The organism is Sphingobacterium siyangense, from assembly GCF_023277505.1.
Lineage (GTDB): Bacteria > Bacteroidota > Bacteroidia > Sphingobacteriales > Sphingobacteriaceae > Sphingobacterium > Sphingobacterium siyangense.
On record NZ_CP080574.1, the window covers coordinates 781,492 to 803,461 of the forward strand.

Consider the following 21,970-nt stretch of genomic DNA (forward strand, 5'->3'; position numbering starts at 1 on the left):
CTTTAATTATGTTATTCAATCTGACTCTAATTACCTGTTTATCGTTTTTTTCCACCAAGGATACACTTTCCTGTTGTGTTGGGGAAAATATACCTACGCGCGCAGGTCTGATAAAATCCCAAATTGCGCAGTTAAAAAGTAAGACTACGGACAAGATGATATTAGTCGAAGGGGGCAAATTTCTGATGGGAAGTTCGAATTTTGAAGATAGTAAGCCTTTACATCAGGTGCAACTGAATTCATTTTATATGGACGAACATGAGGTCACAAATGCACAGTTTGCGCAGTTTGTAAAGGAGACAGGTTATGTAACTGTTGCTGAGCGGGAGCTGGATCCGAAAGATTTTCCAGGGGTAGACCCCAAGATGTTAGTTCCGGGATCGGCTGTATTTTCCAAACCTAAAGAACTCAATTCATTAAACAATTATCTGATGTGGTGGGAGTATGTCCCTGGTGCAAACTGGCAACATCCCGAGGGACCGAATAGCTCGATAAAGGATAAAATGAATCATCCGGTTGTTCAGGTTGCCTATGAAGATGCTGCAGCTTACGCGAAATGGGCAGGAAAACGATTACCTACAGAAGCGGAATGGGAATATGCGGCTAGAGGACGTAACGATGCAAACGATGACTTGTATTATTGGGGCAAGGACTTGAAGCCTAATGGTAAATGGACCGCCAATATTTACCAGGGAAAATTTCCTGTACAAGATTCAAAGGAGGATGGCTTTGAGGGGACTGCGCCTGTAAAATCATTTCAGGCAAATGCATTGGGACTGTACGATATGGAAGGGAATGTGTGGGAATGGTGTGCTGATTTTTATAGACCCGATTATTATCAGCATAGTACAACTGCTAACCCCAAAGGACCACAAGATTCTTATGATCCGCAGGAACCAAATCTTGAAAAACGCGTTCAGCGGGGAGGATCATTTCTTTGCAATGATCAATATTGCGAAAGGTATAAAGCCGGAAGCAGAGGAAAAGGGGAGGTCAACAGTCCTACAAATAATGTTGGGTTCCGCTGTGTAAAAGATATAAAATAGAAAAGGCTTGCATTTGCAAGCCTTTTCTATTTTATTGATATGTCTTATTGTGCATTCAAAAACATTGATTTTTGATTGTACAATTCTCTGAAATAAGGATCTTGAAGATCTTTGATAAAGCGAATTGCTTCACCAGTTGATTTCATCTCAGGGCCTAATTGCTTATCTACTTCAGGGAATTTATTGAAAGAGAATACAGGTTCTTTAATCGCGTATCCTTTCAGTTTACGTTCGATCGTAAAGTCTTTCAATTTATTAACACCCAACATGACTTTAGTTGCAATATTGATGTAAGGAACATCATAAGCTTTAGCGATGAAAGGAACCGTACGTGATGCACGTGGATTAGCCTCGATAACATATACATTTTCACCTTTTACAGCAAACTGAATGTTTAATAGACCTCTTACGTTCAATGCTTTTGCTAATTTAATGGAGTATTCTTCCATTTTATCCTGAACAGCTTGTGATAGGCCAAATGGAGGCAATACAGCTGAAGAGTCTCCTGAGTGGATACCGGCAGGTTCAATATGTTCCATCATACCAATGATGTGTACATCTTCACCATCACAGATTGAATCTGATTCAGCTTCTTCTGCACGATCCAGGAAGTGGTCGATCAGGATATGGTTTCCAGGAAGGTTTTTCAACAAGTTGACAACAGCTTTTTCTAGATCTTCATCGTTGATAACAATGCTCATGCCTTGTCCACCCAATACGTAAGAAGGACGAACCAATACTGGATATCCAACTTCGTTTGCAACTTGTAATGCTTCTTCTGCTGAAGTTGCCACACCGTATCTTGGATATGGAATTTCCAATTCTTTCAGTAGATCGGAGAAACGGCCACGGTCTTCTGCCAAGTCCATATTCTCAAATGAAGTACCGATGATTTTTACGCCAAGTTGCTCTAGACGCTCAGCCATTTTAAGAGCCGTTTGTCCACCCAACTGAACGATAACACCTTCTGGTTTTTCTAATTCGATGATCTCACGTACATGCTCCCAGAATACGGGCTCGAAGTATAATTTGTCAGCCATATTGAAGTCTGTCGATACAGTCTCTGGGTTACAGTTAACCATAATCGCTTCGTAACCAGATTCTTTAGCTGCCAATAAACCGTGTACACAGGAGTAATCGAACTCGATACCCTGACCGATACGGTTAGGACCTGAACCTAAAACGATGATTTTCTTTCTATCTGAAGAGATCGATTCATTTTCTTCTTCGAATGTCGAATAGTAGTATGGTGTTTGTGCAGGGAATTCTGCAGCACAAGTATCGACCATTTTGTAAACACGGTTAATACCTAGCTCCTTACGACGATCGTAAACTTGATCCTCTGTTACATTTCCTAGTAACCATGCGATTTGTACATCTGAATAACCTTTTTGTTTTAAGGTCATGAAGAAATCGCGTGGAATATTATTCAATTGATAACGACGTAATTCTTGCTCAAGGTGTACCAACTCTTGGATCTGTACTAAGAACCATTTGTCGATACGTGTTGCCTTACGGATAGATTCTAAAGGAACACCTAATTCGAAAGCATCTTTGATATGGAATAAACGGTCACCACTTGGATGTTCCAAACTATCCATGATCTCGTCAAGGTTTCTCCATTGACGACCATCGGCACCTAAACCAGCGCGGCCAGTCTCCAATGATTGACATGCTTTCTGTAAAGCTTCGATAAATGTACGGCCGATTGCCATTACTTCACCTACTGCTTTCATCTGTAGACCTAATTCCTTGTTTGCTCCTTTGAATTTATCGAAGTTGAAACGAGGGATCTTAACGATCACATAGTCTAATGTTGGTTCAAAATATGCAGATGTTGTCTTTGTGATCTGATTTTGCAATTCATCCAAGTTGTAACCAATCGCCAATTTAGCTGCAATCTTCGCAATTGGATAACCCGTTGCTTTCGATGCTAAAGCCGAAGAGCGTGATACACGTGGATTGATTTCGATGGCAATAATTTCTTCGTTTTCTGGGTTTACAGAGAACTGAACGTTACAACCACCTGCAAATGTACCAATTGAACGCATCATCAGGATAGCCTGATTACGCATATCTTGGTAACATTTGTCCGATAATGTCATACCTGGAGCTACTGTGATCGAGTCTCCAGTGTGGATACCCATTGGATCAAAGTTTTCAATTGTACAGATGATAATGACATTGTCGTTGGTATCGCGAAGCAATTCTAGTTCGAATTCTTTCCAACCCAATACAGCTTGTTCGACTAAAACCTCGTGTGTTGGTGATGCGTGTAAGCCTCTATTTAAGGCTGCATCAAAATCTTCTTTTCTGTGTACAAATCCACCTCCTGTACCTGCAAGAGTATAAGATGGACGTATAACAAGCGGATAGCCAATTTCTTGTGCCGCTTCTTTACCTTCAAGGAATGAGTTTGCAATTTTGGATGTTGCAACGCCCACACCAATATCAACCATTAATTGACGGAATTCTTCACGGTTTTCAGTTTTTTCAATGGCAGCAACATCAACACCGATAACTTTTACATTGTATTTTTCCCAAAGACCTAGGTTGGAAGCTTCGATACATAAGTTCAAAGCTGTCTGACCACCCATGGTAGGAAGTACAGCGTCAATATTGTGTTTTTGCAATATTTCTTCAATACTTTCGCAAGTTAATGGAAGTAAGTAGACATTGTCTGCAACAACTTTGTCCGTCATGATTGTTGCAGGATTTGAGTTGATGATGGATACTTCAATACCTTCTTCTTTCAATGAAAGGGATGCTTGAGATCCAGAATAATCAAATTCACAAGCTTGACCGATAACGATGGGACCTGATCCGATGATTAAAACCGACTTAATGGAAGTGTTTCTTGGCATTATATCTAGTTCAAAAAATTAAATTTCCTATTGTAAATCTGAGCAAAGACAATCAAAAATAGCTCATGGGGAAGGGTCATTCCGACTGCTTTGTCGGAGTGCAAAGTTACATTTTAAATTTTGAAAATGAAGTATTTATTTTAATAATATTTCAAAATAAAATGACCTTTGTTGGAAAAGTAGTCTTGAAAGCAGTAATAATAGTTGGAAAACGTAAGGAGTAGGTTCTCCAACTATTATCGTGAATTGTCTATTATTCGGTTAATAAACAATAATTTCGTCTGTAAATAAATATCCTTTTTTCGGATTGCTGGCCTTGATTTTTATGTAGCGTGCCTGCTGCGCTTTATCTAGTTTCAGCTCGAAACGTTTAAATGTTAATTTGGATTCTTTATCGGATATATCATTTTTGATTGTTCCTACAGATCTGAAGGTACGGCCATTATCCGAAAGCAGGACTTCTATTTCTCCTGGCATATAAACGCCGGGGCCGATCATCTGCATAAAATTCATGGCTACTTGGTGTATTTCCTCCCTGCGTTCCATATCCACGACAACATCAATCGGACTGGTGAATCCTTGCCATTGACCATCGTGATAGGAAAGACCGCCCATGATTCCGTTTGTTAAGGTAGAATCTTTTTGTGCTGGATATCCCGACCATGCTGTGTTGTACGTTACTTTTTTTCCAATAGCACGATGAATGTCAATATCAAAGGATAGGGTTGGACCGATTTTGATAGAATCTAGAAAATAAGCGGCATTGATATGACCTGTTGAGCTGAGTTCAAATGGTCCAGTATATGGTGTAGACAAGATTGTAGGCTCACTGCTATCAATGGTATATCGGATCTGATCTGTTTTTAGTTGCTCCGTTGTCAGCGTAATTTTATTGTTGTTTTTAGCAGCATTGTATGTTGCTGTATAAGCGACATTAAAGGAAGGACGATAATAATTGACGTTTAGATCTTGTAGTAGCTTATAATGTGATTGTAGTCTTCGCTGAAAGTCTGTCCAGCTTTTCCCATCTTTATTTGTCCAATTGACTTCCGCCAAAGCCAGTGCACGTGGGAACACCATATATTCGAGGTGTTCGGTGGTAGGTACATATTCTGTCCATATATTCGCTTGTGCTCCGAGGATATGCTTGGCTTTGTCCCCTTGTATCGCAGCTGGAATAGGATCATACGAATAAACTTTATCTAATGTCAGGTAACCCCCGATGGCCTCAGGCTGTGTCCGTGGGTCTGTCTGATAAGAATCAAAATAGAGGTGTGAACCTGGAGTCATGATGACATCATGGCCTGCATTTGCGGCCTTTATGCCGCCGTCTTCACCGCGCCAGCTCATGACGGTAGCTCCTTCTGTGAGCCCCCCTTGAAGGATTTCGTCCCAACCGATCAGCTTTCTACCCTTGGATTGCAGGTATAGATCCATTTGTTTGATAGCATAACTCTGCAGTTCGTCAACAGATTTTAATCCTTCTTTTTGCATGAGCGCCTGATCTTTTGGGCAGGTTTCCCAATGCTTCTTCTCAGCTTCATCACCGCCGATATGAATGTACTGGGAAGGGAATATCGTGAGTACTTCATCCAAAACATTTTTTAGAAATTCAAAGGTTTTTTCATTGCCGATACAGAATTCTCCCTGACTATAGGGCTTTCCGGAGCAAGAGAGTTCGGGATATACGGCCAATACTTCTTCCGAATGTCCGGGCATTTCTATCTCAGGAATTACATTGATTCCTTTACGGGCTGCATAGTCGACCAATTCGCGTGCTTCTTCCTGGGTATAGAATCCACCGCTGGCATTTGGCTTACCTTTTTCTACATACTGACGACCATTGTTCCACCAATCTTTCCAGCCCGTATGTGTACGCCAGGCCGCCTTTTGTGTTAACTCCGGATATTTCTTAATCTCCAATCGCCATCCCGCTCCGTCGGTTAAATGCCAATGAAAATTGTTGAATTTGTAGATGGCCATGATGTCGATATACTTTTTGACAAAAGATAGTGGCATAAAATGGCGCGATACATCCAGGTGTAAGCCACGGTAGGCAAATCGTGGCTCATCGACTATAGTCGCATAGGCTATTTTACTTGGATCAGCTTGTAGATAGCCCAATTGAACCAGTGTGTAAATCCCATTGATAACCTGGGGTACATTCCAGGCTCTGAGTAGCAGGCCTTTTTCATCGATTTGGATGGAATAGGCGTTCTTGCTAAGGTTATCTGCATCGACTGCTTTAATAATGCGAAAGCCTTCTTTTGGGCCTTTTTTATTTTTCTTGAGTACTTCGACAGCTAGGCTTTTGATAGCTGGGTGTTCAGTAAGCAGTTGTGTCGCCTCCTGAAATTCATCTGAAACAATAACCTGAAGATGTGTAGGGATAGCGTATGTTCCCGTAGCCAATGTGATTTTCGAAGGTTTGGGTATAATGTCAAAGTTGGTTTGGGCATGTGCAGTAAAGATGGTTGCACCCCCAAGTAACAACATGGATAAAGATCGGCTCAGTCGCATAGTTTTGTTATTAGATTAATGATAATCAACACAAATATCCTAATTTTTGTTTCATAATTCTATAATTGGTGGCAATCGGTCATTTATTATGATATAAAACCAACAAATTGACGGTTAGAAATTACATTTTTAATCCTTAACTTTGTTGTATGATTGAACTTCCAGTTATTCCGGCAACTCCTGCACAACGCAAGCCTGATTGGTTGCGTGTCAAATTGCCTGTTGGTAAAGAATATAGACATGTCAGAAGTCTTGTAGACGAGCATAAATTACATACAATTTGTGAGAGTGGAAATTGCCCGAATATGGGCGAATGTTGGGGCGCTGGAACGGCAACCTTCATGATTTTGGGAAATATCTGTACGCGTTCTTGTTCATTTTGTGCGGTAGCAACCGGTCGTCCTTTGGCAGTTGATTTGGATGAACCCAATCGTGTCGCCAATTCTGTCAAGTTAATGCAGGTAAAACACTGTGTGATCACTTCGGTGGATCGTGATGATCTAAAAGATGGTGGTTCGGTAATATGGGCGGAGACAATCAACGCAATCCGTAGAGAAAGCCCAGAAACAACCCTAGAAACACTTTTGCCAGATTTTAAAGGACAATGGGATAATTTGGACCGCGTGATCGCAGTGCGTCCCGAAGTTGTTTCGCACAACCTCGAAACTGTCCGTCGTTTGACAAGAGAAGTTCGCGTTCAGGCTAAATACGATCGTTCACTCGAGTGCCTACGTCGCATTTCTGAAGCTGGACTCCGTACAAAATCGGGAATTATGCTTGGCCTAGGTGAAACTGAGGAAGATGTTATCGAGGCAATGCAAGATTTATATAACGTCGGGGTACATATTTTGACATTGGGTCAGTATTTACAGCCTACGAAAGCTCACCATCCTGTAATCGAATGGATTACACCTGCACAGTTTGAGAAATATCAGAAAATTGGTTTAGAAATGGGATTCAAGTATGTGGAGTCTGGACCGTTGGTTCGTTCTTCTTATCATGCTGAGAAACATCTATTCGATATGCAATAGAAAATAGTTCTAAAGTTTTTTAACGAAGAATACTTTTTTCGCAAGATATAAAAAGAAGCCTGAGTGATTTTTTGCTCAGGCTTCTTTTTTTAATAGCTCAAGGCAATTGTTTCTTTTCGATGGAGTCTGATGCTTTAAAGGTTAAAAACTGTGCGGAGTAAAATTGTTCTCCCGCGAAGTTCAAATTCATTCTGGGAAATCATATTGGCCGTCATCAGATAAGTACGATAGTTTTTGATATTGGCCAAATTATTCATTTCCAATTCGAAGTCCATTTTCCACTTGTTGACCTTGTAGCGCGTAAAAAAGTCTATGAAGGTATAACTTGCATTCTTCATGTTTGTTTGAAAGGTGGCAAGATTGCGCAGGTTTAGCCGCATAAAGCCATTTTTGAATGGGCTGGTCGGAAAACCTATATTATGCATCATTGTGGTGGTTTTATTTTGGATCGTATTGTCCAGGCCCTGTTGTTTACTCCTGCTCCAATTGAATAGTCCAGAATAGGAAATGTTATAAGATGTAAAGACTTTAGCTTCTATACTGGGTTGAAATAGATAGCTCATACTTCGAATAGGGACTAGGGCATTGTTTAACAATTGATTGTATTTGAAGTGAGAAATGCTTCCTTTTAGTTTGAGGGTACTTGCCAGGGGGAAAATGTATTTATCAAACCCGATCTGAGAAGACCAGCGCTCCTGCAGGTTATCCATATTGACCAAGATATTTTCGGTGATGTTATTTTTTATAACGGAAGATAATATCGTGTTGGAAAGCGATCTTGAATAGCTAATACCAGCATTTGCAAATAATACTTTTAGGGTGCGGGCTAAATTATAATTGAGATTAAATGTATGTTTTTTGGATTCATTTAGCGCTGCATTATTTTGGCTGAGCATTCTATAGTTCCGTAATACCGCACCACGGTATATATCTTCTATGTTACCAATGTCCTGCGCAAATTGATAGTTAAATTGAAGATAGTCTTCTTGAGAAACCTGCCATCTCGCTTTTAAATTAGGATTGATCAGCATGGAATTTTTGGACGTGGACAGCTGATGACTGACGTCTTCATAATGGGTAAATAAATAGGTTACCGGGATGTCGAGCTGGGTTTCAAACCGATTTGTTTTCCAGGAATATTGAGGAGTAATAAATGCTTGGGACCTGCTCCAATACAGATCATTACGGGTATTATCGCCCAATGCTCGAATATGTTGATCATTATCCGCTATTGTAAGGAGCGAGTTGAAGTGTTGGCGATCTGTATTGAAGCCAATTTGATAGTATTGTTTGATTCTGCCTTTATTGAAGCGATAACCTGTACTGATCTCCGTAAAAAAGGAAGGAATTTCAATTTGCTGGCGGCTACTTTTATAGGGAATGCTATCGTTGAGTATTTCTGGAAAAACGCCGGGATAGATCTGTAAAGTCTGTGGTTTATTACCATAATTTAAAGACCAGTTGATTGCAATAATGTCATTGTTTTTAAGTTGGGGTATATAGCTAAACAAGTTGCTGAATCCCTTGATGTGGTGTTTTTGGAACTGCTCGATCTGGCCTGAAGAGTTTGCCAACAATGCTGTTATATCTTTTTTTTCATACTCAAATGACAAGGCATTACTCGCATATTTCTTTTCCGTATTGGTGGATGCCGAAAGTCTGGCTGCGCCAAGCCATCGCGCTGTTTTCAGATGATTTTGCTCATTAAAATAGACGTCGCCATCATCGAGCAGGTATTGTGTGCTTGCGGCATTATTTTGCCTATCGTTGTCGTATAAAACCTGAATATTTGATTTTAGCTGCCAGTGATTCTTGAGGTTGTATAGGTTATTGGTGTTTAGCGAACCTGTATTGTTGAAATAATAGTTGTTTTTAGGAATATTTGGACTGCCTGTTGTGCTCGTCGCCAGGAGGTTGTTGATGGGCGAGCTGCCAAACTTGGCCAGTAAAGAGGACTGATTGGCGCCGATGATATCTCCGGAAAGATCAATGCCTGTATTATTACCGCTGAGGACATTCAACATCTTAACTTTTTTGTTGAATAGGATTGAGTTCAATTCGGGATCATAGAGATTGGGCGTGCCGACGCCAATTTTGGCTTGCCCAGTGAGTTTTAGCTTTGCTTCCTCTTTGATAACGAGATTTATGGCGACGTCGTCTGTAAATCTTTTATTTTTAAGGACTTTATAATGTTCGTGATTGTCGAGTACCTGAATGTCCTTTACCATTTTATGCGGGATTGTCCGTGTACCTACACCATAGCGATTTTCCAATAGATCGTCACCGTCAATGTAAAGTTTAGAAACGGTTTTGTCCTGGTATTTAATAAGACCCGATTCGGTAACTTCCATACCCGGAAGACGTTTGATTACGTCGCCTATATTTCGATCCTCTTCTTTGGCAAAAGACCCGACGTCGTAGGAGATTGTATCATTTGAACGGCTTACTTTAGGTTTGCTCTTTACAATGACATCTTGTAGTAGATTGGTTTTTGGTACGAGGGCGATCCGAAGATTGGATGTCTGCGTGCCAAGTTTGAGTTCAAATTTTTCGTAAGTAAGGTGATTGATCTGCAGGTAGAGGCTTGCATAGTCCTTTGTTAATGTAATTGTAAAACGCCCTTCTTTATCTGTCGGTTTGAAAGCGATAATTTTGTTGTCTGAAAGGATGTTGACACTGGCAAAGGGTACGGGATGCTGCGTCTTATCCACTTGGACCGTTCCACTAATCGTTTGCTGGGCAAAGGTTATTTGCCCAAGCAAAACGAATATAAATAAACATAAAAATACTTTCATTAAGGCGTCAGCTCTATCGGATTGTTGGTAACTTTTGAAGGTTTGTATTTATCGTCTCTTGAAATATTGAAACTCTTTATTTTTGACGGATCCAAAGCACCGGCAGGGGAGCCTCCTCCGGAGCCGGAACTGGATCTAACTGCAACCATACTGCCCGATGAACCTACACTGATGGTTCTGTTTTTTCCCGATTGGGCTTGCATATAAGCTTGTGGATTAGCCTTAAAGGCTTCCTGAATTTTTTTTACCTCTTCTGCAGTACTTACGATGGCGTTTTGCGGCAGGGCCACTGATGTTTTGCCATCCTCAATTTTGTCGAATCCGGCGTAAGCAAAAATCACCTCATTTTTTGTGTCACGGGCATCCAGAATTAGGCCAGGAAGACCATGAAGTTTCCACGGACCATAGGAAAACGGTAGCTCGGTTGTAAACCAGGCGATATAGGTCCGGCCTTTGAATGTTGTTTTTGCGTTCTGGCAATTGTAGCCACCAATTTCTTTGCGGTCACCCAGTATTTCCCAATCTTGAGTAGGATAAGCCTGTGGAATGGCAAAATTGTCACTGGCAACGCTAACCACTTCGGTCATTTTGTTCTGATTGGCGTCTAATAAATAGGAAGAGCTTGATGGTGTCGAGCGAGTAGTAATGTTTAGTGTACCGTCGAAACTGGGGCCCTCCATTTGTTTTTTGACCTCATCTTGCATGCGCTTGGATGAATATGATGTGTAGTAGCTGGCCTGTTGATTCAGGTAAACGACTGTTTCATCGCGTATAAATTGATCCCGTTGGGTGCTATCATTTACATGCTTGAATTCGTAATGTACTTTTGCGATCGCTGGAGTACGCTCTTGTGCAAATAACAGCTGCGTCGCTAAGGATAATAGGAATGGTAATGAATATTTCATAAATGTATGTTTATATCGTAAATATACGAAATATTCGTAATCAGGAAAATTTATTCTAAATTTTCCTTGTAATCCTCTCTAGGGCAGGTTACTGCAGGTGAATAAATGTTGATTTGTTAGCTATCTTTTTTGTTAACTATGTTGTATGGTTAGCGATATAAGTTTAGTAGACATATTTAGGCATATGCGCTATTGTTATCTTTTAAACACAGTCTCACCTGCAATTACTGTCCGTTCTGTTTTTACATTTCGCAGTTGCTCATTCGGAATTTTCAAGATATCCTTTTCGAGGATAACAAAATCGGCATCTTTTCCCACTTCGATACTTCCTCTTTTTTTCTCCTGAAAACAGGAGTATGCAGCCCAGATTGTCATTCCTTTCAAAGCGTCTTCACGGCTTATCGCGTCTTGCATCTGAAATCCGTGGCTAGGATACCCTTTTTTGTCGACGCGGGCTACTGCCGCGTGGAAACCATATAAGGGATTGAAATGTTCGACCGGAAAATCACTCCCCAATGCGAGTTTTCCATATTCTTCCAACAGATGCTTATAAGCGTAAGCGCCTTTCATACGTTCTTCACCGAGTCGATCTTTGGCCCAGTACATATCGGAGGTTGCATGTGTGGGTTGTACAGATGGTATGATTTGATACTTTCGAAACTTATCAAAATCTGCAGGCGATATAATTTGGGCGTGCTCGATTCGCCATCTACGATCGCCATTATTGTGGAGGTATTTGCCATAAATATCCAATATAATACGATTGGCCGAATCGCCTATCGCATGGGTATTTGACTGAAACTTACTTTCGGCAATCTGTTTGATCATTGCTTCGTAATCTTGAGGGCTATGGAGGAGAAAGCCGTGGGTGGGGGCATCATGGTAATGCGCAAGGAGGCATGCACCACGGGATCCCAATGCGCCATCGGCGAGCAGTTTAAATCCTTTGATCTCGAAACGGTCTGTTTCATAGAAACCCTGATCGATAAATGACTTTATATTTTGGGGATTGCCTAGGATCATGGCATAATCTCTAATTTTCAACTGCCCTTCCCGATAGTATTTTTTTAGCAGATCGAGTCTTTCTTTTGATAAACCTGCGTCTACAATGGAGGTAAGGCCAACGGAAAGGAGAGAGTCTTGCGTCCGCTTGAGCATTCTTAAATATTCTTTTTCACTCGGAACCGGAATTGTCTTATTGACAAGATCCATTGCATTGTCGATCAAGAGACCATTGGGAGTATCATTAGTCCCGCCGACTACACCGCCGCGAATGATGGGGATACTCGTTAATTTTGCCCATTCGAGTGCTTTGGAGTTCGCAACCGCCGCATGATAATCTACACGCATGAGGTAGACGGGGATATCCGGGAAAGCTTTATCGAGTAGGTTCTTGGTTGGGAAAGTTTTATCTTTCCAGCGATTTTGGTCCCAGCCACCACCGATCAGCCAAGTTTTGCCTGGGTTTTTTTGTTGGTAGTTTTTGACACGTTGAATAACCTCCTCGAAAGAATCGGCGCCGTTTAGGTCGACTTGATCCATTAGTTCGGCCTCGTCAAATAAATGCGCATGGGCATCGTAGAATCCCGGATAAACGGCCTTCCCCTGTGCGTCAATTTTTTCTATTGCTTTGTACTTTCGCTGTATTTCTTCATCGGAACCAATGGCCATAAACTTACCATCTTTGACAGCAAAAGCATGTGCTGTACTAAAAGCCGAATCTACAGTATATACTTGCGCATGATAAACAATAAGGTCCACTTTCGTTTGCGGTGAACATGATATGATCGTCAAGCAGAACAAAAAAATGATTATTGGGAAGGTTTTCATAACCTAAAAATAGGAAAAAGCTTTTAATAAACTGAAACTAGACTTGGGGCTAGGTCTGCTGGATATGCGGACTTGAGGTTTTGGCTGATCGAATTGCTTTAGCTGATCGAATTGGCTTACGTGAGGCGCTTATGCTGAGTTGCCGCATATTGTTCGGACAGGAGACCATCTGTCAAGTTTTGAAATGGGACGTGCAGGAAAAGTAAGGAAAATACGAATTATCCAATAGACAAAAAAGGCTATCCAAATAACTTGGACAGCCTTTTTAATTCAAAAATCAAAATACGTGATTAACAGTACTCGTCAAATGCTGCAACTAAATTGTCAGCAATCATTTGTGCCGGGCGACCTTCAATCATATGTCTTTCAATCATGTGTACCAATTTCCCGTCTTTAAATAAAGCCATTGCTGGTGAAGATGGAGGGTAAGGCAACATGTAGTTACGTGCAGTGTTTACTGCATCAGTTTCCATACCTGCGAAAACAGTCACCAATTTAGCTGGGTGTTTTTCGTTTTTTACAGCAGCTTTTGCAGCAGGACGTGCATTTGCAGCAGCGCAACCACAAACAGAGTTTACAACCACAAAAACAGTTCCTTCTGATGCGATAGCCTGATCAACTGCTTCAGGTGTTTTTAATTCTTCGAATCCCGCATCAACTAACTCTTGACGCATTGGAGTTACTAAATATTCTGGATACATTATTTCTTAAGTAAAATGTTAATATTCTATTTTAATTGTGTTTATAAAGCTTTCTGTCGCCGGGCAAGTATACTTACTCCGCATAAACAACATGCTATACTTTATTCCTACAAATATAGCTGTAAAAGGCTGCTTCGTCAAGACACTTGTCTCAAATCAATGTCAGAAAATCTTTTACAGCATGAAGTCCATTTTCAAGACGTTGGTCGCCGAGACCCGAAACAAGACGATAATTCGCATTAATGGCGTTCAATTCGCTTTTCCAGATCTCCATGAAATGTTCGCGCTGTTCGGGGAAATCCCGTAGTGGATCGTCCTGCCAGGGTAGATCGATATCCATCAGCAGATAAAGGTCATAAACATGTTGTTGAATTTTATCGGTGACTTCCTGTGGAGTGTGACCGAAAAGATGATCTGACCAAATTTTTACCGTAAGGAAGGTAGTGTCACAGATGAGGAGCTGTCCTTGTGCTAAAGGGACCAGCGCTTCCTCCAAGGCGACCTGTCCATAAAACATATTGACTTCGTCCTGTAAGGTATATTTATTGTTGAGGCTTTGGCAATAATAACGTGAATATTCGGGCACGCATACCGTCTGAAATTCCTTGGCAAGAAATTGTGCCATCGTTGATTTTCCGGTGGACTCGGGGCCAACAACGGCAATTTTTATGAAATCTTTTCCCACATCGATCGTTTTGATAGGCAATATTACGCAAAATTTTTATAGGTTTTCTGCCAATCGCGATAGCCATTCCAAGCTATGAGTGTGAAAACAAGGTAGAGTACTGCGGTCAGCATAAGGTCTTTGTGTATATAGAGCGGGATATAACAAATATCCACAAATACCCATAAGAGCCAGTTTTGAAGTACTTTGCGTGTCATCAGAAATTGAGCAACAAAACTTACGGACGTGCAGAAAGCGTCAATATAAGGAACATCGGAATTTGTCTTGCTGTCGAGGAGATAACCGATTGACAGTGTCAGGACGAGGATTGCCAGGAGGCAAAGGAGCAACTGCCCCTTGCTGGCTTTGACGATGGGTTTCTTTTTTTCTTCTTTTCGTTTTATCCAATAATACCAGCCATAAACAGCAGTAGACAGAAAGTAGAATTGCAGTACAGTATCTCCATATAGTTTGGCATCATAAAACAGAATAGCATAGGACGCCACGCTGATGATACTAATCGGCCAGTTCCATATATTTTGCTTAGCGGCCAAATAGACACAAAGAAAGCCTGTCAGGGTACCTAACCATTCGAGCCAAGAGGTCTGGGCAAATTGACGTGCAATCTGCTGAAAAAATTCATGCATGTGGTGTATTAAAAATTACACCCTAAATATACAAAGTCTGCCTTATAGTCAATTATTGAACCTGTTTATTAGCACAATTGGTACTGGCAAAAGACTCGGGCTTGGCCTTAAAAACAAATCCCATACCCATAATATAGCCCATGGCTTCTTTCAGGGCAACATTTGACTGGAAATTTGGATTGGTGTTGATGTCGGCGTGGACTTCGAGGTCTACTTTGTGTTTTTCGAGGAGGGGGCAGAGTTGATAGGCTATATCGATGGATTTTTGGACTTCGAGTAGCATCCTTTCTTTAATGCTCATTCGGTGGTGCCTTTTGTCCCGTTGGATAAACATAAATCCACCTTTATGTTCCCGGAGAAAGACGATGACTGTTGCGAAGTCGATGATGCCTCTCTTGACTTGGGAATCGGTGCCGATATAAACCTTGAGCTTATTCCCTAGGGCATCTTCTCGTTTAATGACTTCTTCAACAGCATCGAAAATCGTGGAGCGAATGGATTCGCCATTGTATTTTTGCCATCTCATAGCGATATAAATTAGATATAAAAAAATTAAACTTCATCATTGACATAAATTTACTGAATTTCAATGAGCTAAGTGTTAATTTAGTTTTAAATAATTTATCCACATTAATGGTGTTTTACACCATAGGCCAGGTCTCCGGCATCACCGAGCCCAGGTACAATATAGGCTTTTGAGGTCAGTTCGTGGTCGACGTCACCAACCCAGATATGCGCCGTGGGTACAAAAGCCTGAACGTGGTTTAGTCCTTCTTCGGATGCAATGGCTGCAACAATGTGTAATTCGTTGATGTCATATTCGGCCAGGAGATCCTTACAGCATAAAACGAGGCTCTTTCCTGTAGCCAGCATGGGGTCTACAATGATTACTGTACGGTTATCTAAGTTTGGTGTATTGACATATTCCTTATGAATTTCAAACTCGCCGCTCTTTTTTGTATGCCGATAGGCTGCAATGAAGGTGTTATCGGCCTGATCAAAAACATTTAAAAGTCCCTGATGAAAAGGAAGGCCCGCTCTCAGAATTGTAGCGAGTACGGGTTGTTCCATCAAGAGATGGGTTTTGGCCACACCTAGCGGAGTTTCAACTTCAACGGGTTTGTAGGCCATCGTCTTGCTGATTTCATAAGCGAAAATTTCACCTAATCGTTCCAGATTCCGACGAAAGCGCATGCGATCCTGTTGAATAGTGATATCTCTCAGCTCGGCAATAAAATGATTTGCAATGCTATTTTGGGTAGATAGAATAGTGACCATGGCGTGTGTGCTAGTTCAATTAAACTAAAGATAATAAATAATCAATTGAAAGTAATAACATCTATGGTATTATTATAGTTTGCGCTAAAATGGTAAAATTTTTAGTAAATTTGTGTAAGACCATAAGAGGATTTGGCCTGGGCTACAGGTCGAAAAATTCTCTTGTTAGCAGATTGAAACCATCGGATCATAAAGACTGTTTTTGAGCCCACGGCTCAAGCAATTCGTGGTGCAATGTTTGCTGAAAAAGGCCTGAATAGTTTTCTTTAAGAAATAGGAAGTATATGAAATTTGAATTGACATCGGAGTACAAACCCACAGGCGATCAGCCAGAAGCAATTAAGCAGTTGGTAGCAGGGGTAGAGCAGGCAGAGCAATACCAGACGCTTTTGGGGGTAACGGGATCGGGTAAGACCTTTACTGTTGCCAATGTGATTCAGGAAACACAAAAGCCAACATTGATTTTAAGTCACAATAAAACATTGGCGGCCCAGTTGTACGGTGAATTCAAGCAGTTCTTTCCCAATAATTCGGTCAACTATTTTGTGTCTTATTACGATTATTATCAACCCGAAGCTTTTATTGCTTCGACAAATACCTACATTGAGAAGGATTTAGCGATTAACGAAGAAATCGAAAAGTTACGTTTGGCGACTACGTCGTCATTGATGTCGGGTCGGCGTGATATTGTTGTCGTTTCTTCGGTATCCTGTATCTACGGTATGGGAAATCCGGAGGATTTCTCCCGATCTATTTTTCGTTTTGGTGTCGGTATGACTGTCACAAGAAATGCTTTCCTGCATAAATTGGTCGAGATCTTATATTCACGGACGACCGCAGAGTTTAAACGGGGTACCTTTCGTGTTAAAGGTGATACGGTGGATGTGTTTCCGGCATACTTGGATAATGCCATTCGGATTTCATTCTTTGGGGATGAAATTGATGAACTGAGTGAGATCGATCCTATTTCAGGTAAAACGCTCAATAAGATGGAAGATCTTGCTCTTTTTCCGGCAAACCTTTTCGTTACACCGAAGGAAAAATTCAAAGAATCGATCTGGGCTATTCAAGATGAATTGATGCAACGGAAAACGCAACTGGAAGAGGAGGGCTTAATGCTTGAAGCGAAGCGTTTGGAAGAGCGGGTCAATTATGATTTGGAAATGATGCGTGAACTGGGCTATTGCTCGGGAATTGAAAATTATTCCCGCTTTTTCGATGGTAGACAACCGGGGATGCGTCCGTTCTGTTTGCTGGATTATTTTCCGGAGGATTACCTGTTGGTCATTGATGAAAGCCACGTCACCTTACCACAATTGCGTGCGATGTATGGTGGTGACCGGTCGCGAAAAGTTTCCTTGGTGGAACATGGATTTAGGTTACCAGCAGCTTTGGATAACAGACCTTTAAACTTTCCGGAGTTTGAATCCCTGACGAATCAGACGATTTATGTGTCCGCGACTCCGGGCGATTACGAACTGCAGCAGACCGAAGGTGTTGTTGTTGAGCAGGTCATTCGTCCAACAGGACTTTTGGATCCGATTATTGAAGTACGGCCAGCGATCAATCAGGTCGATGATTTCTTGGAAGAGGTCGATAAGACCATCAAAGAAGGAGGGCGTGTTTTGGCTACTACATTGACCAAACGCATGGCCGAAGAGCTTTCCAAATATATGACCAAGCTGAATTTAAAAGTCCGTTATATTCACTCCGAAATTAAAACCTTGGAGCGTGTGGAAATCTTACGGGGTCTTCGCTTGGGCGAATTTGATATTCTGGTCGGGGTGAACTTACTCCGTGAGGGGCTTGATTTGCCTGAAGTTACGCTTGTCGCTATTCTCGATGCGGATAAAGAGGGCTTTCTGCGTTCCGAACGATCTCTTATTCAGACGATTGGTCGGGCTGCCCGGAATGATAAAGGTCGGGTTATTATGTATGCCGATAAAATGACGGATAGTATGCGTGTCACAATAGATGAAACCAATCGTCGCAGAGACAAGCAGATGAAATATAACTTGGAACATGGCATTACACCGCGTACAGTCGGCAAAACAAGGGAGGAGATTCTGGAGCAGACTTCTGTTGCTGATTTTTCGGGTATTGAACCTAAAATTTATGTTGAACCTGATCCGTCGCAAGCCATTGCAGCTGACCCAGTGATGCAATACCTCAGTGAGAAAGATTTGAAGAAGGCGATCGATAACGTAAGGAAGAAAATGGACAAAGCTGCAAAAGAAATGGACTTCTTGGAAGCAGCGAAATATCGTGATGAAATGTTCTCCTTGGAGAAGCTCTATGAAGAGCGATTCCCATCGTAAAGGAAGCTGGTTTGTTAATATGTATTAATTATTGTTAATCAATATTAAGATTTGTTAAACAACGCTAAATAGCGTTTAAATTAAGATTCCGTCGTGCATATTTGTGGCAATTGTAAATAAATTGACCACATATGAAACATTTAATCTGCAGTATAATACTGTTTTCTGTGCTTTCCACAGCGTTCTGCCAAAGTAAAATTTCCTACGGTATAAACGCCGGGTACACAAATGCCGGATCATTGGTATCCAATAAACGAACGCACAGTTATAGCTTCCGAAGCATTTCGGGTGTTACAGCAGGGCTTTTTCTTGAAATACCGCTCGTTGGTGGACTCTCTATTCAGCCTGAAGTAAACTTTACCCAAAATGGTATGGAGGCAAAGCATGCCCTTGAAAATAACTGGACAACATACCGAAGAAATGCGATCGATATTCCTTTAAACATAGCTTATAATATTACGGTTGGAGAAGGTCGGATTTATCTTGCTGCTAGTCCCTATTATGGTATACAGATGTCTGTGAATAATAATGATGGAAAATTTTACGATGCAACGACCAATCCTTCAGACTATGGTTTGGGTTTTAACTTAGGTTACAAATGGAATGGGGGCTATGGTTTCTTTATTGGCTCCAATTATGGGATGAAGGATATGAGCGTCAATGAAAATGTAAAACTCTATAACCGTACGTTCAATGTTGGCTTACGATTTGACCTCCATCAGATACTGAAAAAATAGCAACTAATATAACTTTAACGGGAAGCAGCACTCCATCAACGATATCGCCTCAGAAAGAACCTGTTTTTTTTGAAGCGTTATCATCGGATTTGCTGCTTTTTTGTAAGCTCAAGTTTTATGTTTTCATCTTCAGGGCATTTGTACTAAGCTCAGAGATCTGTATTGACCTCTGAAATCTATGCTAACTATTTTCCTTTCTTTCACATCGGATGTCTCCTGATCCATTGGAATCGACCTTATTTCATGCGATTTTCAATTGAATTATATTGTTCAATTGTTAACATATTTTGCGTAAATCAAATTCTTCTCAGTAAATTAGTGCTCAAATCTAAACTAAAACATACTAAAAAATGAAAAAGCCAATTCTCGTTGTCAAATTTGGATCGGCTTCTATTACCACGAAAGAGGGAGAAGTTGATGAACGTATTGTTTTGGAGATCGCTAGGCAGATTGCTTCCTTACAAAAGAAATACAATATTGTCTTGGTCTCTTCAGGTGCTGTTGCTGCGGGTAAACGTTTTCTGCCCAGTTATACGGGAACGTTATCTGAGCGAAAGGCCGCTGCTGCAATTGGGAACCCCATATTGATTAATACGTATTCAACTTATTTCCGACCGTTTAAAATTTCATTGGCGCAGAGTTTATGTGAGCGACATCATTTTTCCAATCGAGATCAATTTCTACAATTGAAAAATACGTATGAGGAATTGTGGCGGAACAATGTTATTCCAATCGCAAATGAAAATGATGTGGTGAGTAATAAAGAACTGAAGTTTTCAGATAATGATGAGCTGGCAACCTTGATTGCTGTTGGTTTTGGTGCCGAAAAATTGCTGTTTAGTACTTCCGTCCCCGGTGTGTTGGATGCAAACAACAAGATTATACCGCAAATTGAAACCATCGATCGGGATATCTTAGGTTTGGCAAGGAAGGATAAATCCTCAGTAGGATTGGGGGGAATGACCTCGAAATTGAACTTTGCCCGATTGGCTAATCAAATGGGGATCGCTGTTGTCATTTTTAGTATGCAAACCGAAGAGGCGATCCAAAAAGCGGTTAAGCACGAGACTGGTACATTGTGCCTGGCTCAAAGTAAGAAGATCTCTTCCCGCAAGAAATGGCTTGCGAGTGGAAGTTTGATAAAAGGGGAATTGATGGTTGACCGTGGAGCGGAAGAAGCATTATTGAAACATAAAAGTTTGCTAGCTGTAGGGGTAACCCGTATCGTTGAACATTTTGAAAAAGGAGAAGTGTTAAATATCGTCAATCTAGAAGGCTTAACCGTTGCCGTAGCGCGGGCGAAGATGGATTCATCCGCTTTGTCCCAGACCAGTAAAAAAAATGTAGAAATTGCACATGCAAATGATATCGTATTGTTATGAGTGAATCCATCGTAAAACAACTTCAGGCGGCGGCCAAAGCAAAACAAATTTTGCAACAACTGGCTCCTGATACCAAAATAACTATTTTAAATGCCATCGCAGATGGTCTTGTCGCGCATACTGCAGCTATATTACAAGCCAATAAGATTGATTTGGATCGTATGTCTGATGACGACCCCAAAAAGGATCGTCTTTTGCTCAATAGCGATCGTCTAAAAGGCTTGGCTGACAGTGTTAAGCAGATAGCCCAGCTAGCAGACCCAACAGATCAGCTATTACTAAAAAAGATATTGCCGAATGGATTGGAGATCGAGAAAATTACGGTTCCACTCGGTGTCGTTGGGGTAATCTATGAATCGCGACCCAATGTGACGATAGATGTTGCTGCACTATGTATTCAATCGGGTAACGTTTGTCTATTGCGTGGTGGTTCTGATGCTTTATACACCAACGAAGCGCTGTTGAAAGTGATCCATAATATTTTGGAGCTGCATGGTATCGCAACAACTATTGTGCAACTGTTGCCTGTTGAGAGGAAGCATGTTTCGGAATTATTGGAAGCTACCCAATATGTGGATATTATCATACCACGTGGCTCACAGTCATTGATTGATTATGTCAGGGAGCACGCTAAGGTGCCTGTCATTGAAACAGGAGCGGGAGTATGCCATACGTATGTGGACCGTACAGCAGATTTGGATATGGCAGCTAAAATTGTTGCTAATGCTAAAATTTCCAGGCCATCGGTGTGTAATTCTTTAGATACTGTTTTGGTCGATCGCACTATTGCTCCCGAGTTTCTACAGAAATTGAAAACTTATTTTGAAGATGCTCAGGTGGAAGTTTTTGCGGATCCTACAGCTTATGAGGTACTGCAAGGTGAAAATTATTCAAATTTAAAGCGCGCAGAAGAAGATGATTTTGGAAGAGAATTTTTAGATTTGAAGTGTTCAATAAAGACGGTCTCGGGTTTGGACGAAGCTTTGGAGCATATCGCAAAATATTCTTCCAAACATTCGGAGTGTATTGTTTCTTCCAGTGAACTCCATATCGAACAATTTTTGAACACAGTGGATGCTGCTGCGGTATATGCCAATGCATCAACACGTTTTACAGATGGTGGTGAGTTTGGTTTGGGAGCAGAAATCGGTATCTCGACCCAAAAGTTACATGCCCGCGGACCATTTGCATTAGAAAAATTGGTAACAGAGAAATGGATTGTCCGTGGAAATGGACAGATCAGATAAGCATA

General features: G+C 41.1%; 16 protein-coding genes. 6 read left to right on the plus strand and 10 right to left on the minus strand.

Annotated features, from left to right (window positions below; genetic code table 11):
• The first annotated feature begins 155 nt into the window (after positions 1–155).
• Positions 156–1,046 (plus strand): formylglycine-generating enzyme family protein, encoded by an 891-nt coding sequence (locus K2F45_RS03235; RefSeq protein ID WP_237241952.1) that lies wholly within the window; start codon positions 156–158, stop codon positions 1,044–1,046.
• A gap of 44 nt (positions 1,047–1,090) precedes the next feature.
• On the opposite strand, the gene carB is transcribed toward K2F45_RS03235, so the two are convergent.
• Both carB and K2F45_RS03245 read right to left on the minus strand, forming a co-directional pair.
• Positions 1,091–3,910 carry a carbamoyl-phosphate synthase large subunit gene (carB, locus tag K2F45_RS03240; protein WP_075990945.1) on the minus strand — a complete coding sequence of 940 codons (2,820 nt, stop codon included), beginning with the start codon at positions 3,908–3,910 and terminating at the stop codon, positions 1,091–1,093.
• Positions 3,911–4,171: 261 nt separating this feature from the next.
• Positions 4,172–6,406, minus strand: coding sequence for a beta-N-acetylhexosaminidase (locus K2F45_RS03245; protein WP_248932995.1), 2,235 nt, complete (start codon positions 6,404–6,406; stop codon positions 4,172–4,174).
• Between the two features lie 173 nt (positions 6,407–6,579).
• Here K2F45_RS03245 and lipA point away from each other — a divergent pair, with 173 nt between their 5' ends.
• Positions 6,580–7,461 (plus strand): lipoyl synthase, encoded by an 882-nt coding sequence (lipA, locus tag K2F45_RS03250; protein ID WP_075990947.1) that lies wholly within the window; start codon positions 6,580–6,582, stop codon positions 7,459–7,461.
• A 134-nt stretch (positions 7,462–7,595) separates the two neighbouring features.
• On the opposite strand, the gene K2F45_RS03255 is transcribed toward lipA, so the two are convergent.
• From K2F45_RS03255 to upp, 8 genes are all read right to left on the minus strand, one after another.
• The gene (locus K2F45_RS03255; RefSeq protein ID WP_075990948.1) at positions 7,596–10,256 is read right to left on the minus strand and encodes a peptidase associated/transthyretin-like domain-containing protein; all 2,661 of its coding nucleotides are present in this window, start codon (positions 10,254–10,256) and stop codon (positions 7,596–7,598) included.
• A complete protein-coding gene (locus K2F45_RS03260; RefSeq protein WP_248932996.1) occupies positions 10,256–11,161 on the minus strand; it encodes a GLPGLI family protein in 906 nt (301 codons plus the stop codon). The genes K2F45_RS03255 and K2F45_RS03260 overlap by 1 nt, the downstream gene beginning before the upstream one ends.
• A gap of 195 nt (positions 11,162–11,356) precedes the next feature.
• Positions 11,357–12,922: an amidohydrolase gene (locus K2F45_RS03265; RefSeq protein WP_248932998.1), complete on the minus strand. Its 1,566-nt coding sequence runs from the start codon at positions 12,920–12,922 to the stop codon at positions 11,357–11,359.
• 359 nt (positions 12,923–13,281) lie between these two features.
• Positions 13,282–13,692: a BrxA/BrxB family bacilliredoxin gene (locus K2F45_RS03270; RefSeq protein WP_070563263.1), complete on the minus strand. Its 411-nt coding sequence runs from the start codon at positions 13,690–13,692 to the stop codon at positions 13,282–13,284.
• A gap of 151 nt (positions 13,693–13,843) precedes the next feature.
• Positions 13,844–14,377, minus strand: a complete 534-nt coding sequence (locus K2F45_RS03275) for an AAA family ATPase (RefSeq protein ID WP_075994623.1) — start codon at positions 14,375–14,377, stop codon at positions 13,844–13,846.
• Between the two features lie 23 nt (positions 14,378–14,400).
• The gene (gene pnuC, locus K2F45_RS03280) at positions 14,401–15,003 is read right to left on the minus strand and encodes a nicotinamide riboside transporter PnuC (protein ID WP_075990952.1); all 603 of its coding nucleotides are present in this window, start codon (positions 15,001–15,003) and stop codon (positions 14,401–14,403) included.
• A gap of 52 nt (positions 15,004–15,055) precedes the next feature.
• The gene (locus K2F45_RS03285; protein ID WP_046672303.1) at positions 15,056–15,529 is read right to left on the minus strand and encodes a ribonuclease H-like YkuK family protein; all 474 of its coding nucleotides are present in this window, start codon (positions 15,527–15,529) and stop codon (positions 15,056–15,058) included.
• Positions 15,530–15,633: 104 nt separating this feature from the next.
• Positions 15,634–16,281 carry a uracil phosphoribosyltransferase gene (upp, locus tag K2F45_RS03290; protein WP_075990953.1) on the minus strand — a complete coding sequence of 216 codons (648 nt, stop codon included), beginning with the start codon at positions 16,279–16,281 and terminating at the stop codon, positions 15,634–15,636.
• 284 nt (positions 16,282–16,565) lie between these two features.
• On the opposite strand from upp, the gene uvrB reads away from it, so the two are divergent.
• The 4 genes from uvrB to K2F45_RS03310 all read left to right on the plus strand — a co-directional run bounded on the left by uvrB (position 16,566) and on the right by K2F45_RS03310 (position 21,965).
• A complete protein-coding gene (gene uvrB / locus K2F45_RS03295) occupies positions 16,566–18,599 on the plus strand; it encodes an excinuclease ABC subunit UvrB (protein WP_075990954.1) in 2,034 nt (677 codons plus the stop codon).
• A 131-nt stretch (positions 18,600–18,730) separates the two neighbouring features.
• Complete coding sequence (locus K2F45_RS03300; protein ID WP_075990955.1) at positions 18,731–19,336, plus strand: porin family protein; 606 nt, start codon at positions 18,731–18,733, stop codon at positions 19,334–19,336.
• 350 nt (positions 19,337–19,686) lie between these two features.
• The gene (gene proB / locus K2F45_RS03305) at positions 19,687–20,718 is read left to right on the plus strand and encodes a glutamate 5-kinase (protein ID WP_046672306.1); all 1,032 of its coding nucleotides are present in this window, start codon (positions 19,687–19,689) and stop codon (positions 20,716–20,718) included.
• Positions 20,715–21,965 (plus strand): glutamate-5-semialdehyde dehydrogenase, encoded by a 1,251-nt coding sequence (locus tag K2F45_RS03310; protein ID WP_075990956.1) that lies wholly within the window; start codon positions 20,715–20,717, stop codon positions 21,963–21,965. Before proB ends, K2F45_RS03310 begins: the two co-directional genes overlap by 4 nt.
• Positions 21,966–21,970 lie beyond the last annotated feature (5 nt).

Excerpts from the sequence above, each read along its gene's own strand:
- K2F45_RS03235 (WP_237241952.1), top strand. The coding sequence starts at position 156 with ATGATATTAGTCGAAGGGGGCAAATTTCTGATGGGAAGTTCGAATTTT.
- carB (WP_075990945.1), bottom strand. The coding sequence starts at position 3,910 with ATGCCAAGAAACACTTCCATTAAGTCGGTTTTAATCATCGGATCAGGT.
- K2F45_RS03245 (WP_248932995.1), bottom strand. The coding sequence starts at position 6,406 with ATGTTGTTACTTGGGGGTGCAACCATCTTTACTGCACATGCCCAAACC.
- lipA (WP_075990947.1), top strand. The coding sequence starts at position 6,580 with ATGATTGAACTTCCAGTTATTCCGGCAACTCCTGCACAACGCAAGCCT.
- K2F45_RS03255 (WP_075990948.1), bottom strand. The coding sequence starts at position 10,256 with ATGAAAGTATTTTTATGTTTATTTATATTCGTTTTGCTTGGGCAAATA.
- K2F45_RS03260 (WP_248932996.1), bottom strand. The coding sequence starts at position 11,161 with ATGAAATATTCATTACCATTCCTATTATCCTTAGCGACGCAGCTGTTA.
- K2F45_RS03270 (WP_070563263.1), bottom strand. The coding sequence starts at position 13,692 with ATGTATCCAGAATATTTAGTAACTCCAATGCGTCAAGAGTTAGTTGAT.
- pnuC (WP_075990952.1), bottom strand. The coding sequence starts at position 15,003 with ATGCATGAATTTTTTCAGCAGATTGCACGTCAATTTGCCCAGACCTCT.
- K2F45_RS03285 (WP_046672303.1), bottom strand. The coding sequence starts at position 15,529 with ATGAGATGGCAAAAATACAATGGCGAATCCATTCGCTCCACGATTTTC.
- upp (WP_075990953.1), bottom strand. The coding sequence starts at position 16,281 with ATGGTCACTATTCTATCTACCCAAAATAGCATTGCAAATCATTTTATT.
- uvrB (WP_075990954.1), top strand. The coding sequence starts at position 16,566 with ATGAAATTTGAATTGACATCGGAGTACAAACCCACAGGCGATCAGCCA.
- K2F45_RS03300 (WP_075990955.1), top strand. The coding sequence starts at position 18,731 with ATGAAACATTTAATCTGCAGTATAATACTGTTTTCTGTGCTTTCCACA.
- proB (WP_046672306.1), top strand. The coding sequence starts at position 19,687 with ATGAAAAAGCCAATTCTCGTTGTCAAATTTGGATCGGCTTCTATTACC.
- K2F45_RS03310 (WP_075990956.1), top strand. The coding sequence starts at position 20,715 with ATGAGTGAATCCATCGTAAAACAACTTCAGGCGGCGGCCAAAGCAAAA.